General features: G+C 63.6%; 13 protein-coding genes. 9 read left to right on the top strand and 4 right to left on the bottom strand.

What is annotated here, in order from left to right; all coding sequences use genetic code 11:
- The first annotated feature begins 138 nt into the window (after positions 1-138).
- The 4 genes from rbfA (at position 139) to pnp (ending at position 4,512) form a co-directional block, all read left to right on the top strand.
- A complete protein-coding gene (gene rbfA, locus IVB26_RS00755) occupies positions 139-585 on the top strand; it encodes a 30S ribosome-binding factor RbfA (RefSeq protein ID WP_247970177.1) in 447 nt (148 codons plus the stop codon).
- Positions 582-1,703 carry a tRNA pseudouridine(55) synthase TruB gene (gene truB, locus IVB26_RS00750; protein ID WP_247970176.1) on the top strand — a complete coding sequence of 374 codons (1,122 nt, stop codon included), beginning with the start codon at positions 582-584 and terminating at the stop codon, positions 1,701-1,703. Before rbfA ends, truB begins: the two co-directional genes overlap by 4 nt.
- Positions 1,704-1,705: 2 nt before the next feature.
- Entirely contained in the window at positions 1,706-1,975 is a 270-nt protein-coding gene (gene rpsO / locus IVB26_RS00745) for a 30S ribosomal protein S15 (protein WP_008131787.1), read from the top strand.
- A 380-nt stretch (positions 1,976-2,355) separates the two neighbouring features.
- Positions 2,356-4,512 carry a polyribonucleotide nucleotidyltransferase gene (gene pnp, locus IVB26_RS00740; protein WP_247970175.1) on the top strand — a complete coding sequence of 719 codons (2,157 nt, stop codon included), beginning with the start codon at positions 2,356-2,358 and terminating at the stop codon, positions 4,510-4,512.
- 226 nt (positions 4,513-4,738) lie between these two features.
- Here pnp and katG read toward each other — a convergent pair whose 3' ends face one another.
- Positions 4,739-6,904 (bottom strand): catalase/peroxidase HPI, encoded by a 2,166-nt coding sequence (katG, locus tag IVB26_RS00735; protein WP_247970174.1) that lies wholly within the window; start codon positions 6,902-6,904, stop codon positions 4,739-4,741.
- Positions 6,905-7,018: 114 nt separating this feature from the next.
- Between katG and IVB26_RS00730 the strand changes: the two genes are divergently transcribed.
- The 5 genes from IVB26_RS00730 (at position 7,019) to IVB26_RS00710 (ending at position 10,917) form a co-directional block, all read left to right on the top strand.
- Entirely contained in the window at positions 7,019-7,945 is a 927-nt protein-coding gene (locus tag IVB26_RS00730; protein WP_247970173.1) for a hydrogen peroxide-inducible genes activator, read from the top strand.
- Positions 7,946-7,952: 7 nt separating this feature from the next.
- Positions 7,953-8,417 (top strand): GNAT family N-acetyltransferase, encoded by a 465-nt coding sequence (locus tag IVB26_RS00725; protein ID WP_247970172.1) that lies wholly within the window; start codon positions 7,953-7,955, stop codon positions 8,415-8,417.
- Positions 8,418-8,706: 289 nt separating this feature from the next.
- Entirely contained in the window at positions 8,707-9,345 is a 639-nt protein-coding gene (locus tag IVB26_RS00720) for a hypothetical protein (protein ID WP_247970171.1), read from the top strand.
- Positions 9,346-9,364: 19 nt separating this feature from the next.
- Positions 9,365-10,177 (top strand): hypothetical protein, encoded by an 813-nt coding sequence (locus IVB26_RS00715; RefSeq protein WP_247970170.1) that lies wholly within the window; start codon positions 9,365-9,367, stop codon positions 10,175-10,177.
- Between the two features lie 143 nt (positions 10,178-10,320).
- On the top strand, positions 10,321-10,917 hold the full coding sequence (locus tag IVB26_RS00710) for a glutathione S-transferase family protein (RefSeq protein ID WP_247970169.1): 597 nt from the start codon (positions 10,321-10,323) through the stop codon (positions 10,915-10,917).
- A gap of 112 nt (positions 10,918-11,029) precedes the next feature.
- On the opposite strand, the gene fabI is transcribed toward IVB26_RS00710, so the two are convergent.
- The 3 genes from fabI to fabA form a co-directional block, all read right to left on the bottom strand.
- Entirely contained in the window at positions 11,030-11,827 is a 798-nt protein-coding gene (fabI, locus tag IVB26_RS00705; RefSeq protein ID WP_247970168.1) for an enoyl-ACP reductase FabI, read from the bottom strand.
- Positions 11,828-11,964: 137 nt separating this feature from the next.
- Positions 11,965-13,188: a beta-ketoacyl-ACP synthase I gene (fabB, locus tag IVB26_RS00700; RefSeq protein ID WP_247970167.1), complete on the bottom strand. Its 1,224-nt coding sequence runs from the start codon at positions 13,186-13,188 to the stop codon at positions 11,965-11,967.
- 40 nt (positions 13,189-13,228) lie between these two features.
- Positions 13,229-13,750 (bottom strand): bifunctional 3-hydroxydecanoyl-ACP dehydratase/trans-2-decenoyl-ACP isomerase, encoded by a 522-nt coding sequence (gene fabA, locus IVB26_RS00695; protein ID WP_247314611.1) that lies wholly within the window; start codon positions 13,748-13,750, stop codon positions 13,229-13,231.
- Positions 13,751-14,043 lie beyond the last annotated feature (293 nt).

Below are 14,043 nucleotides of genomic sequence, written 5' to 3'. Positions count from 1 at the left end.
CGCCCGGATCTTTTTTGAGCTGAAATTGCGGGAGTGCGATGGCCGGATTTTTTCCGGCCATCCACCCCTCTTCGTTTCAACAGGACAAATGACAATGCCCGTGTCCCAAACACGGGCATGACGAGGTGATTTTCGAGAATGCCACGCCATCATCAGAAAAAGAGTTCCGCACCCGGCGGAGGCTCGCAACGTCAGTTGCGCGTCGGCGAGCAGGTTCGCCACGCGATGGCCGAGATTCTGGCGCAAGGCAATGTGCATGATGCGGATCTCGAAGGTCACATCATCACCGTGCCGGAGGTGCGGATGTCGCCCGACCTGAAGCTCGCGACGGTCTATGTGATGCCGCTCGGTGGCCGCGACACCGAGATCGTCATCGGTGCGCTCGAACGCAACAAGAAGTTTCTGCGCGGCGAGGTCGCGCGGCGCGTTAACCTGAAATTTGCACCTGACCTTCGTTTCCGCGTCGACGAACGATTCGACGAAGCGGAACGGATCGAGAAACTTTTGCGAACACCTGCGGTGCAGAAGGACCTCGAACAGGACTTGGAACAGGATCCGGATTCGGATCGGGAAGAAGAGCAATGACGATGGACCCGGCTCACGGCACGATCGGCGGCGAAGAGGCCGATCAGCGCGACGTGCAGAAAAATAATTTTGCGGACATCGGCGGCAGTTCTCAGCCGCATCAGGAGCCGCGCCGCGTCAACAACGATCCGCGTGCCAATAACAAGCAGAAGGGCAACCAGGTTCGCCGCGACCGGCGCGACGTCCATGGCTGGGTCGTGCTCGACAAGCCGATCGGCATGACCTCGACGCAGGCGGTTGCGGTGCTCAAGCGCCTGTTCAACGCCAAGCGCGCCGGACACGCCGGCACGCTCGATCCGCTCGCCTCGGGCGGGCTGCCGATCGCGCTCGGGGAAGCCACCAAGACCGTTCCCTTCGTCATGGACGGCCGCAAGCGCTACCAGTTCACGGTGTGCTGGGGCGAGGAGCGCGACACCGACGATATCGAGGGCCGGGTCACCGCGACCTCGGACCAGCGTCCGACCCGTGAGGCCATCCTGGCCCTCCTGCCCCGCTTCACCGGGGTGATCGAGCAGATCCCGCCGCGCTATTCCGCAATCAAGATCCAGGGCGAGCGCGCCTATGACCTCGCCCGCGACGGCGAGGTCGTCGAACTGGCTGCCCGTCCGGTCGAGATTCACCATTTAGCCCTTGTGGATCAACCGGATAACGACCGGGCCGTGTTCGAGGCCGAATGCGGCAAGGGCACCTATGTCCGCGCCCTTGCCCGTGATATGGGCCGGATTCTCGGCACTTATGGCCATATCTGCGCGCTACGGCGGACCCTGGTCGGCCCATTTGGCGAAAACGACATGATTCCACTGGATCAGCTGGAGGCTTTGTGCGATAGAGCCGCGTCCGGCGAGGGTAGCCTCGCGGACGCGCTTATGCCCGTTGAGACCGCGCTGGACGACATCCCGGCACTGGCCGTCACTCGGGCTGATGCGGCAAGGCTCCATCGGGGCCAAGCCGTTTTGTTGCGCGGACGGGATGCGCCCACTTGTAGCGGCACAGTCTATGTCACGGTGGCAGGCCGGCTTTTGGCGCTTGCTGAAGTTGGCAATGGCGAAATCATCCCCAAGCGTGTGTTCAACCTGACCGGCCTGACTGCCAGCGCCGGTCGCAACGAGAGAAATTGACGATGTCGATTGCCGCAGAACGCAAAGCGGAAGTCATCAAGACGAATGCCAACAAGGCCGGCGACACCGGCTCGCCCGAGGTTCAGGTCGCGATCCTGTCGGAACGCATCAACAACCTCACCAACCATTTCAAGACCCACGTGAAGGACAACCATTCGCGTCGCGGCCTCTTGAAGCTGGTCTCGACCCGCCGCTCGCTGCTCGACTACCTCAAGAAGCGGGACGAAGCGCGGTACAAGGCGCTGCTCGAGAAGCACAACATTCGTCGCTAACAGTTCTTGCGCGCGCCAAACGGCGCGCGTTTTCGCACGTGGCTTCGAACGAAGGCGCCTATTTTAAGCTTTTTGATCGAGGCTGCGCGCACGTCGGATGCGAACCGTTGACGGCTGGCATCCGGGGCACGATCGGCGAAGACCGCAATTCGGTGTTCGCATTCGCGCCGACTGAAAGTCCAGCAGCAATCCGGCGGCTGGGCACAACGGGCAAGGCGCCCGTATGACCCGAAAGGATGGACGCCATCCGAAATCCAAAAACCATGGCAGGATCGCAGGACGCTGATCACCCGCTTCGATCAGCGTCCCGCAATCTTGCGCATGGTTTTTGTTTTTCGAGAGCCGTCTCGTCTTTCGAGAACCCATGAAAGAAGACCTCTATGTTCAATAAGCATTCAGTCGAGATCGACTGGGGCGGACGCCCTCTCAAGCTGGAAACCGGCAAGATCGCCCGCCAGGCCGACGGCGCCGTCGTCGCCACCTATGGCGAGACCGTGGTGCTTGCCACCGTCGTCGCAGCCAAGGCGCCGCGCGAAGGCGTCGACTTCCTGCCGCTGACCGTCGACTACCAGGAAAAGACCTACGCTGCGGGCCGCATTCCCGGCGGCTATTTCAAGCGCGAGGGCCGTCCGACCGAGAAGGAGACGCTGGTCTCCCGCCTGATCGACCGTCCGATCCGTCCGCTGTTCGTCGACGGCTGGCGCAACGAGACCCAGGTGATCGTCACCGTGCTCTCGCATGACATGGAAAACGACCCCGACATCGTCGCGCTGGTGGCCTCGTCGGCGGCGCTGACCCTGTCCGGCGCACCGTTCAAGGGCCCGATCGGCGCGGCTCGCGTCGGCTTCGCCAATGACGAGTTCATCCTCAACCCGACGCTCGACGAAATGGTCGACACCCAGCTCGACCTCGTCGTCGCCGGCACCGCCGACGCCGTCCTGATGGTGGAATCGGAAGCCAAGGAACTGAACGAAGACATCATGCTCGGCGCGGTGATGTTCGGTCACCGCCACTTCCAGCCGGTGATCAACGCGATCATCGAGCTCGCCGAGAAGGCCGCCAAGGAGCCGCGCGAAGTCACCACGATTGACAATTCCGCGCTCGAGAAGGAAATGCTCGGCCTCGTCGAGCAGGAACTGCGCGCCGCCTACGCCATTCCGGTCAAGCAGGATCGCTACGCCGCGGTCGGCAAGGTCAAGGAAAAGGTGATCGCCCATTACTTCCCGGAAGGGCAGGAGCCGAAATACGACAAGCTGCGCATCGCCGGCGTGTTCAAGGAGCTCGAAGCCAAGATCGTTCGCTGGAACATCCTCGATACCGGCAAGCGCATCGACGGCCGCGACAGCAAGACCGTGCGCAACATCGTCGCCGAAGTCGGCGTGCTGCCCCGCGCCCACGGCTCGGCGCTGTTCACCCGCGGTGAGACCCAGGCGATGGTCGTGACCACGCTCGGCACCGGCGAGGACGAGCAATACATCGACGCGCTGTCGGGAACGTACAAAGAGACGTTCCTGCTGCACTACAACTTCCCTCCCTACTCAGTCGGTGAGACCGGTCGCCTCGGCGGCACCAAGCGCCGCGAGATCGGCCATGGCAAGCTGGCCTGGCGCGCGATCCACCCGGTGCTGCCGCCGCACCATGAATTCCCTTACACCACGCGCGTGGTGTCGGAGATCACCGAGTCGAACGGCTCGTCCTCGATGGCTTCGGTCTGCGGCGCTTCGCTGGCGCTGATGGATGCCGGCGTGCCGTTGAAGCGGCCGACCGCGGGCATCGCGATGGGCCTGATCCTCGAAGACAAGCGCTTCGCGGTTCTCTCGGACATCCTCGGCGACGAGGACCATCTCGGCGACATGGACTTCAAGGTCGCCGGCACCGAGCAGGGTATCACCTCGCTCCAGATGGACATCAAGATCGAGGGCATCACCGAAGAGATCATGAAGGTCGCGCTCGCCCAAGCCAAGGATGGTCGTATCCACATCCTCGGCGAGATGGCCAAGGCGCTCACCAACGCCCGTGCCGAGCTCGGCGAGTACGCGCCGCGCATCGAGACCTTCAAGATCGCCACCGACAAGATCCGCGAAGTGATCGGCACCGGCGGCAAGGTGATCCGCGAGATCGTCGAGAAGACCGGCGCCAAGGTCAACATCGAGGACGACGGCACCGTGAAGGTCGCCTCCAGCGACGGCGAGGCCATGAAGGCCGCGATCAAGTGGATCAAGTCGATCGCGTCCGATCCGGAAGTCGGCCAGATCTATGACGGCACCGTCGTCAAGGTGATGGAGTTCGGCGCCTTCGTGAACTTCTTCGGCTCCAAGGACGGCCTCGTCCACATCAGCCAGCTCGCTTCGGCGCGCGTGCAGAAGACCTCCGACGTCGTCAAGGAAGGCGACAAGGTCAAGGTCAAGCTGCTCGGCTTCGACGACCGCGGCAAGACCCGCCTGTCGATGAAGGTGGTCGACCAGACCACCGGCGAAGACCTCGAGGGCAAGGGCGGCGAGGGCGAGAAGGCCCCGCGCGAAGCCGCCGGCGAGTAAGTCTCGCTACCGTTCAGAAACACGAAGGGCGGCCGAAAGGCCGCCCTTTTTGTTGCGTTCGCTCCGGGCGATATGCGCCCCCTCTCCCGCTTGCGGGAGAGGGTTGGGGAGAGGGTCTCTCCGCGAAGAGACTCCAACGAGGAGAAAGCCCCCACACGCGCCTCCGGCGCGACCTCCCCCGCAAGCGGGAGAGGTTGCACCGAGCACGAGGCGAGATCAGCTCACCTCACGCCGCGAGGTCGTAGCGGTCGAGGTTCATCACCTTGGTCCAGGCCTTCGCGAAGTCCTGCACGAACTGCTGCTTGGAGTCCGACGTGGCATAGACTTCCGCGTAGGCCCGGAGCTGCGAGTGCGCGCCGAAGATCAGGTCGACGCGCGTGCCGGTCCACTTCACCGCATTTGTCTTGCGGTCCCGGGCCTCGTAGCTACCGTCAGCCGCCGGCGTCCACTGCGTGCTCATGTCGAGCAAATTGACGAAGTAGTCGTTGCTCAGCGTGCCCACCTTCGCGGTGAGGACACCGTGCTTCGAACCGTTCGCATTGGCACCGAGCACACGCAGGCCGCCGACCAGCGCCGTCATCTCGGGGCCGGTGAGCCTCAGGAGCTGCGCGCGATCGACGAGGGCTTCTTCCTGCTGCAGGAACTGATGCTTCTTGCCGACATAGTTGCGGAAACCATCGGCCCGCGGCTCGAGCGGCGCGAAGGACTCCGCGTCGGTCTGCTCCTGCGAGGCATCCATGCGGCCCGGCGTGAAGCCGACCTTCACGTCGACGCCGGCGTCCTTCGCGGCCTTCTCGACCGCGGCGGTACCGCCGAGAACGATGAGATCCGCGAGTGAGACCTTCTTCGCGCCGGACGACGCGTTGAAGTCCTTCTGGATCGCTTCGAGCTTGCCGAGCACCTTGGAGAGCTGAGCCGGCTGGTTCACCTCCCAATCCTTCTGCGGGGCAAGGCGAATGCGCGCGCCATTGGCGCCGCCACGCTTGTCCGAGCCGCGGAACGTCGAGGCCGACGCCCAGGCGGTCGAGACCAGCTCTGAGACCGAGAGGCCCGAAGCCAGGATCTTGCTCTTCAGCGCAGCGATGTCCTGGTCGCTGACCAGCTCGTGATTCACGGCCGGAATCGGATCCTGCCAGATCAACGTCTCCTTCGGCACCTGCGGGCCGAGATAGCGCTGGATCGGACCCATGTCGCGATGGGTCAGCTTGAACCAGGCGCGGGCGAAAGCGTCCGCGAACTGATCGGGGTTTTCGAGGAAGCGCCGCGAGATCTTCTCATAGGCGGGATCGAGGCGCAGCGAGAGGTCGGTGGTCAGCATCGTCGGCCGATGCTTCTTCGACTTGTCGAAGGCGTCAGGAATGATCGTCTCGGCGCCCTTGGCCGTCCACTGCTGCGCACCACCCGGGCTCTTGGTCAGCTCCCATTCGTACTTGAACAGGTTCTCGAAGAAGTTGTTGCTCCACTTGGTCGGCGTCGCCGTCCAGGTCACTTCGAGGCCGCTGGTGATGGAATCGCCTGCCAGACCCGAAGCGTGCTTGCTCTTCCAGCCGAGACCCTGATCTTCCAGCGCGCCCGCTTCCGGCTCCGGTCCGACCAGCGAGGGATCACCCGCGCCATGGGTTTTGCCGAAGCTGTGGCCACCGGCGATCAGCGCAACGGTTTCCTCGTCGTTCATCGCCATGCGGGCGAAGGTTTCGCGGATGTCCTTGGCCGCGGCGACGGGATCGGGCTTGCCGTTCGGGCCTTCAGGATTGACGTAGATGAGGCCCATCTGCACCGCGCCGAGCGGCTCGGCGAGCTGACGTTCGCCGCTGTAGCGCTCATCGCCGAGCCAGGTGCCTTCGGGACCCCAATAGAGCTCTTCAGGCTCCCAGACGTCGGCGCGGCCGCCCGCAAAACCAAACGTCTTGAAGCCCATCGATTCCAGCGCGACGTTGCCCGCGAGCACCATCAAATCGGCCCAGGAGATCTTGCGGCCGTATTTCTGCTTGATCGGCCAGAGCAGACGGCGCGCCTTGTCGAGATTGGCGTTGTCAGGCCAGCTGTTGAGCGGTGCGAAACGCTGCTGGCCGGCGCCGGCGCCGCCGCGGCCATCGGTGGTGCGGTAGGTGCCCGCGCTGTGCCAGGCCATGCGGATCATCAGGCCACCATAATGACCGAAGTCGGCGGGCCACCACTCCTGCGAGTCGGTCATCAGGGCGGTGAGGTCCTTGATGACCGCATTCAGGTCCAGCGTCTTGAATTCCTTGGCATAGTCGAACTCCTTGCCCATCGGATCGGACAGGTTGGAATTCTTATGCAGCATCTCGATGCTGAGCTGCGTCGGCCACCAGTCACGGTTCGCCGGCACGCGTTTTCCACCCGAAAACGGGCACTTCGAAGTGTCGTCCATGAATACCTCCTCTGGTGGCGTCGAACTCGCGCCTTTGACCAGGTAGAAGCACTCTAAGCGTCGCCTCCTATCAGGTAAAGTTGACTTTAATGATCGCTGCGATAGGATTTTCTGATGATCAACCTGACGCTGCGCCAGCTCCGGTATTTCGACGCGCTGGCGCGGCACGGCCATTTCGGCCGCGCGGCTGAATCCTGTTCGATCTCGCAACCGGCCTTGTCGATGCAGATCAAAGAGTTGGAGGAGACGCTCGGCGGCCTGCTGCTGGAGCGCAGCGCCCGGCAGGTGGCCCTGACGCGGTTCGGCGAGGAGCTCGCGCAACGCGTCCGCGAGATTTTGCGCTCGGTCGATGAGCTCGGCGATTTCGCCCGCGCCTCGCAGGATCGCTTCGCGGGCCGGCTGCGCATCGGCATGATCCCGACGATCGCGCCTTATCTCCTGCCCACGATCACCAAGAATCTCACGCGCATGCATCCGGAGCTCGACATCCGCGTGCGCGAGACCATGACGCCGCGGCTGATCCAGGAGTTGGTGGAGGGACGGCTCGACACCGCCATCGTGGCGCTGCCGGTGTCCGAACCCTCGCTCACCGAGGTCGCCCTGTTCGAGGAAAAATTCCTGCTGGTCCGGCCGGGTGCGGATGAGGGAACGCCGGCACCTTCGCGCGAGATGATGCGGGAGATGCGGCTGCTGCTGCTCGAGGAGGGCCATTGCTTTCGCGATCAGGCGCTGTCGTTCTGCAACATGCAGTCGGCGCCCCCCCGCGAGATGCTGGATGCAAATTCGCTGTCGACGCTGGTCCAGATGGTCAGCGCCGGCATCGGCGTGACGCTGATCCCGGAGATGGCGGTGCCGGTGGAGACGCGATCTGCCTCGGTCTCGCTCGCGCGCTTCCGCGACCCGCAACCATCCCGCACCATCGGCATGGTCTGGCGCAAGACCAGCCCGCTGGCCCGGCAGCTGCTGCAGATCTCCGAGGTGGTGTGCCTGTCGGCCGGCAAGGCGCGCCCGCGTCCGGCCGTGCGCAATCACCGGACCTGAGCGCCGGATGTCGCATCCGGTCATCCGCCCCGCCCGCGCAGACGAGTACGACGAGGTCGGCCGCGTCTGGATGGAGAGCTGGGTCTCGACCGGCCTCGGCGAGGCCAGTGACTTCCTGCTGGCAAATCTGCGCGCGCGCATCCGACGCGAGATCGAGGACGGCTGGAGCCTGTTCGTCGCCGACGATCACGGCACGATCGCCGCCATGCTGGCGCTGCATCTGCCGAAGCTCTATCTCGACATGCTTTTCGTCGGGCCCGCCTATCAGGGCCAATCGCTCGGCCGGCAATTGCTCGCCTTCACCCGCACGCACATGCCTGACGAGATGCACCTGCGCTGCGTGCGCGAGAACGAAAAAGCCTGGCGCTGGTACGAGCGCGAAGGTTTTGTGTTCGAGAAGGAAGAGATCGAGCCGTCGAATGGGTTCGTGATGAAGTATTATCGGTGGAAGCGGCACCGACCCAACGGATAGGCGGAGACCCCCTGCTGCAGCTTGCGGTTGTCACGATCCCCACCTAGTGTGGCGTTATCCGATGTCCTCCCGCCTTTGATCCACGGAATCCATGTTTCGATCTGCTGCCTCGGTACTCGTCCTGCTGTCCTTTCTGGCCCCAGCGGCAGCGCAAACTCCGCCCGCGGCGCCTCAGCCCTCCGCTCAGACTGCACCAGCGGTCAAGCCGGCCGCCAGGAAGGCCGCAGCGAAGCCGAAGGCACAGACCAAGCCCGCGGAGTCCGCAAGTACTGGTCCTTGCGGCGTCGGCGTGATTGCGGCGACGCAGGACCCGTTCGTCGTCGAGAAGATCGGCCTGACCGTGTTCGGCAACGAGTATGCGGAAGTGCCGGTTTCCTGGGGCCTTGATGATCTCGTATTCGCGCGACTGCGTGCTGCGGCGGGCGCCACGCCGCTCCGGCGAATTGCCTACGCCAAAGGCGCCTTCGAAGCCTATTATCACCCGAAGCCCAGCCTGTTTCGCAACGAGCGCGAGGAGCTGTCGAACCTGATCCGTCAGATCGCGGGCAATGCTAGCTGCGAACGTTACGTCGTCGTCACGCGCGGCGAGGGGGTGCTGCCGGGCACCAAACTGCCGCTCCGGGGAGTCGGTATTCTCAATCGTGGCGTAGGTCCCATCAACCATTCGTTTCTGTACGCCTATCTCGGCGTGACCGTATTCGACGGCCAGACCTTTGAAGTCAGGAAGGGACCTGGCGTGACGTTGGAAGGCGTCATGAAACGCATGGCCGATAATTTCGTACAGGACGAGCATCTTCGCAAAGTAGACAACTCCCTGTTTCCGGTTACGGCAGCTGACGCCGCCAGCAACACGACCCTTCGCGACAACATTCGCGAGTTCTTGACGGAGCGACTCGACAAGATCTTGCCGCCCTACTTCGCGCAGTGAAACGCGCTGAGGTGCGACAATGAACGTTCTCGCTGTCGCTCTGGTATCCTATGCGTTGCTGTCGCCGGCGGGCGGGCAGGTGCAACCGGCGCCGAGGCCGGAGGTGGTCAGGCCTGCGGTGAAGAAGCCGGCTGCCGCTCCACGTGCTCCCGCAGAAGCGGGACCTTGCCAGATTGGCGTCATTCCGATTGCCGGCGACCTGTTCATGGTCGAGAAATTCGGTCCCGTGAAATTTCTCGACAAGTACACGCGGACCTCAGTCGCGGCGTGGGCACTCGACGACCTCGTCGTCTCCCGTGTTCGTGCCGCCGCGGCCGGCATTGCCGTCCGGAGAATCCCATATACGCCGAAGGAGCTCCGGTCGGGAGGCCGTCAGGAGCAGACTTCGCTCTTCAGGCCCTACCGCGAAGCGGCGGTGGTCGGGAGCTTCGTTCAATTTCTTGCGCCACGGCTCCGCTGCGAACGCTACCTGGTCGTGCACCGGCACGGCGGAACGCAGCGGGAATACGGTATCGGCATCTCGCAATACCCGTATGGCGGGCCTGTGCATCTCTTCGCCATGATGTTCATTCGGATCTATGACGGCCGGACCTTCGAGGTGATCAAGGAGGCGCCTGCCTTGATGACCGAGGACACCTATCTCGAGCGCATGCGGGCTAATTTTCTCGGCGGCCCCTCGACCCAGTTGGATCGCGCGATGTTTCCCGAAAAGCCTGCGGACGTAGTCAACAATCCTGTGCTCCGCGAAGGCGTGCGTACGATGCTGACCAAAAGCCTCGACAAGACATTGCCGGCCCTGCTGCAACGACCGGCGCAGATTCAGCCGCGCTGACTGAAGGCGGCCGCCGGATTTGGTTTGACCAAGATGTGGCGCCCGGACGCGGCATCCGCCTAGGCGTAGTGCGTTGCGAATGCGCGGCGAACGCGCCATGAATTGCGCGCTGTCCGCCTCACGCCGATGAAAGGTTCCGCGCCATGATCAAGCTCTATTGGTCGCCCCGCTCGCGCTCGTTCACGACACTCTGGCTGATGGAAGAGAGCGGCCTTGCCTATGAGCGCGTGCTGACCGACATCTCGACCGGCGCGCAGAAGGCGCCGGATTTTCTCAAGGTCAATCCGATGGGCAAGGTGCCGGCGCTCGCCGACCGCGACGTTGCACTCGGCGAAGCCGCTGCGATCTGCGCCTACATTGCCGACCGCTATCCCGAGACGAAGCTTGCGCCTGGGGTGACCGATCCGCGCCGAGGGCGGTATCTGCAATGGCTGTTCTTTTCGCCGGGCTGCATCGAGCCCGCCATCATCCAGATCTTCACCAAGATCGAGATCCCGACCTCGACCGCCGCCTGGGGCAGCGCGACGCAGGTGTTCGACGTGCTGGAGGCTGCGCTCGAGAAGGGGCCTTGGATTCTCGGCGAAGAATTTTCGGCCGCCGACATCACGATCGGCTCGGGCCTGAATTTCGCGGTGCGTCTGTTCAAGATGGTGCCCTCGCGCCCGGCGTTCGACGCCTATCTCGCGCGCTGCATGGCGCGGCCGGCGTTCCAGCGCGCGGAGAAGATCGCGGCGGGATAGACGAGCTTTCGTAGGGTGGGCAAAGCGGAGCGTGCCCACCATCTGTCTCGCGATTGCTGAGAGATGGTGGGCACGTCGCTGACGCTCCTTTGCCCACCCTACAGGATCCCGTCTATTCCGCCTTCAGATCGTCCGGCCTCGGCATCAGGACGATGTTGTAGCCGGAATCGACATAGTGGATCTCGCCGGTCACGCCGCCGGACAGATCCGACAGCAGATACAGCGCCGAGCCGCCGAGCTCGTCGAGCGTGACGCCGCGGCGGAGCGGCGAATGCTTCTGCATGTAAGCGAACATCGCGCGCGCCTCGCCGATGCCCGAGCCGGCAAGCGTGCGGATGGGGCCTGCGGAGATGGCGTTGACACGGATGCCGCGCGGTCCGAAATCGGAGGCGAGATAGCGCACGGAGGCTTCCAGCGCCGCCTTGGCCACGCCCATCACGTTGTAGTTCGGCATCGCGCGCTCCGAGGCGCCGAAAGTCAGCGTGATCATGCTGCCGCCCTCCGTCATCAGCTCGGCGGCGCGTTTTGCGACTTCCGTGAACGAGAAGCAGGAGATCACCATCGTGCGCGAAAAGTTCTCGCGGCTGGTGTCGGCATAGCGGCCCTTCAGCTCGTTCTTGTCGGCAAAGCCGATCGCGTGGATGACGAAGTCAAGCTTGCCCCACTTTTCGCGGAGCACGTCAAACGTGGCATCGACGCTGGCGATGTCCTCGACATCGCAAGGCACCACCAGATCGACCCCGAGCTGCTCGGCCAGCGGCTTGACGCGCTTGCCCAGGGCCTCGCCCTGAAAGGTGAAGGCGAGCTCGGCACCGTGGGCATGCAGCGTCTTCGCCATGCCCCAGGCGATCGAATGATCATTGGCGATGCCCATGATCAGACCGCGCTTGCCTTTCATCAAACCTTCCATTGCCTCGTAACTCCACTATTCCGAGGTCATGCCCCGCGAAGGCGGGGCATCCAGTATTCCGAGACAGCTGTGCTGAGTCGAGAAGCCGCAGCGTACTGGATGCCCCGGTCAAGCCGGGGCATGACAGCGTGCTTGGCTCACGCATCCAGCCGGCTGAACACCAGCGTAGCGTTGGTGCCGCCGAAGCCAAAGGAGTTCGACAGCACGGTGCCGATCTTGACGTTGTCGATGCGCTTGCGCACGATCGGCATGTCGGCGAAAACAGGATCGAGCTCCTGGATGTGCGCGCTCTCGCAGATGAAGCCGTTGTTCATCATCAACAGCGAGTAGATCGCCTCCTGCACGCCGGTGGCGCCCAGCGAGTGGCCGGTCAGCGCCTTGGTCGCCGAGATCGGCGGGCACTTCTCGCCGGTGCCGAACACCTTTCGCAGCGCCTCGATCTCCGGGGGATCGCCGGCCGGCGTCGAGGTCGCGTGGGGATTGATGTAGTCCACCTTGGTCTTCACCGTCGACATCGCCATGCGCATGCAACGCTCGGCGCCTTCACCCGATGGCGCGACCATGTCGTAGCCGTCCGAAGTCGCGCCGTAACCGACGATCTCGCCGTAAATGCGGGCGCCGCGCGCCTTGGCATGCTCGAGCTCTTCCAGCACCAGCACGCCGGCGCCGCCGGCGATGACGAAGCCGTCGCGGTTGACGTCGTAGGGGCGCGAGGCCGTGGCAGGCGTGTCATTGTACTTCGAGGACATCGCGCCCATGGCGTCGAACAGCACCGACAGCGACCAATCCAATTCTTCGCAGCCACCGGCGAAGATGATGTCCTGCTTGCCGATCTGGATGGTCTCATAGGCATTGCCGACGCAATGATTCGACGTCGCGCAGGCTGAGGAGATCGAGTAGTTGACGCCCTTGATCTTGAACCAGGTCGCAAGCGTCGCGGAGGCCGTGGACGACATCGCCTTCGGCACTGCAAACGGTCCGACGCGCTTCGGTCCCTTGGTGCGGGTGATGTCGGCGGCTTCGACGATGGTGCGGGCGGACGGGCCACCGGAGCCCATGATGATGCCAGTGCGGATGTTGGAGATTTCGTCAGGCGACAGACCGGCGTCCTGAATCGCCTGCTCCATCGCGATATGATTCCACGCCGCGCCCTGGCCGAGGAAACGCATGGCGCGGCGGTCGACCACCGTCGCAGGATCGAGCGTCGGCGCGCCGGCGACCTGCGAACGAAAGCCGAGCTCGGCATATTTCTCAGCCCGAGAAATGCCCGACTTCGCCTCGTGAAGGCTCGCAAGCACTTCCTGGGTGTTGTTTCCGATCGACGAGACGATGCCCATCCCGGTGACCACAACCCGCCTCATGACAGCCTCGCCTTAAATCGTTGTCTTCGTGGTGATGCGCTCAGCCCAGGCTCGTGCCCTGCTTGAACAGGCCGACCTTCAGATCCTTCGCGCGATAGATAATCTGGTCATCGACCGAAAGCCATCCGTCGGCGATCCCGAGCACCAGCTTTGAACGCATCACGCGCTTGATATCGATGTTGTACACAACCTTGCGCGCCTCCGGCAGCACCTGGCCGCTGAACTTTAATTCGTTCAGACCAAGCGCGCGCCCACGACCTTCGCCCCCGGTCCAGCCCAGATAAAAGCCGACCATTTGCCACAGCGCGTCGAGGCCGAGGCAGCCGGGCATCACCGGATCGTTCTTGAAATGGCAGCCGAAGAACCAGAGGTCGGGCTTCACGTCGAGCTCGGCGCGCACCACGCCCTTGCCAAACTCCCCGCCGGTCTCGCTGATTTCCGTGATGCGATCGAACATCAGCATCGGCGGCAGCGGCAGCTGGGCATTGCCCGGGCCGAACATCTCGCCGCGGGCACAGGCCAGCAGATCTTCGTATTCGTAACCGTTGCGCCTGTTCAGCATGCACGAGCCTCTGTTTGAATTCCGATTGAGCGACGTTTTTTGGCGAAAATGGGCCCCGTCTCGGTCGGAGAGCAACGCCATTGCCACAGTCAGGCGCGGCTCCCGCATGCCCCGGATGGACTGCCGACCGGGCCTCCATGCCCCGGCTGCGCCAAAATCGGCTAAGCGGAACCGCGCGCTCTCTAACACAGGCCATTTCGGGTGGCAAAGCGCATCCATGAGAAAAATGGCGCGATCCCGGCCCGGTTCCAAGTCTGATTAGAACCCCTCTAGTTGCGAGAAACTTGCATCTG

It is taken from the genome of Bradyrhizobium sp. 195, from assembly GCF_023101665.1.
GTDB lineage: Bacteria > Pseudomonadota > Alphaproteobacteria > Rhizobiales > Xanthobacteraceae > Bradyrhizobium.
Note: the sequence above shows the minus strand (reverse complement) of the source record. Positions and strands in the feature narration are given on the sequence as shown.

Bases quoted from the DNA above. Each gene is read 5' to 3' on its own strand.
- rbfA (WP_247970177.1), top strand. From the start codon at position 139: ATGCCACGCCATCATCAGAAAAAGAGTTCCGCACCCGGCGGAGGCTCG.
- truB (WP_247970176.1), top strand. From the start codon at position 582: ATGACGATGGACCCGGCTCACGGCACGATCGGCGGCGAAGAGGCCGAT.
- rpsO (WP_008131787.1), top strand. From the start codon at position 1,706: ATGTCGATTGCCGCAGAACGCAAAGCGGAAGTCATCAAGACGAATGCC.
- pnp (WP_247970175.1), top strand. From the start codon at position 2,356: ATGTTCAATAAGCATTCAGTCGAGATCGACTGGGGCGGACGCCCTCTC.
- katG (WP_247970174.1), bottom strand. From the start codon at position 6,904: ATGGACGACACTTCGAAGTGCCCGTTTTCGGGTGGAAAACGCGTGCCG.
- IVB26_RS00730 (WP_247970173.1), top strand. From the start codon at position 7,019: ATGATCAACCTGACGCTGCGCCAGCTCCGGTATTTCGACGCGCTGGCG.
- IVB26_RS00725 (WP_247970172.1), top strand. From the start codon at position 7,953: ATGTCGCATCCGGTCATCCGCCCCGCCCGCGCAGACGAGTACGACGAG.
- IVB26_RS00715 (WP_247970170.1), top strand. From the start codon at position 9,365: ATGAACGTTCTCGCTGTCGCTCTGGTATCCTATGCGTTGCTGTCGCCG.
- IVB26_RS00710 (WP_247970169.1), top strand. From the start codon at position 10,321: ATGATCAAGCTCTATTGGTCGCCCCGCTCGCGCTCGTTCACGACACTC.
- fabI (WP_247970168.1), bottom strand. From the start codon at position 11,827: ATGGAAGGTTTGATGAAAGGCAAGCGCGGTCTGATCATGGGCATCGCC.
- fabB (WP_247970167.1), bottom strand. From the start codon at position 13,188: ATGAGGCGGGTTGTGGTCACCGGGATGGGCATCGTCTCGTCGATCGGA.
- fabA (WP_247314611.1), bottom strand. From the start codon at position 13,750: ATGCTGAACAGGCGCAACGGTTACGAATACGAAGATCTGCTGGCCTGT.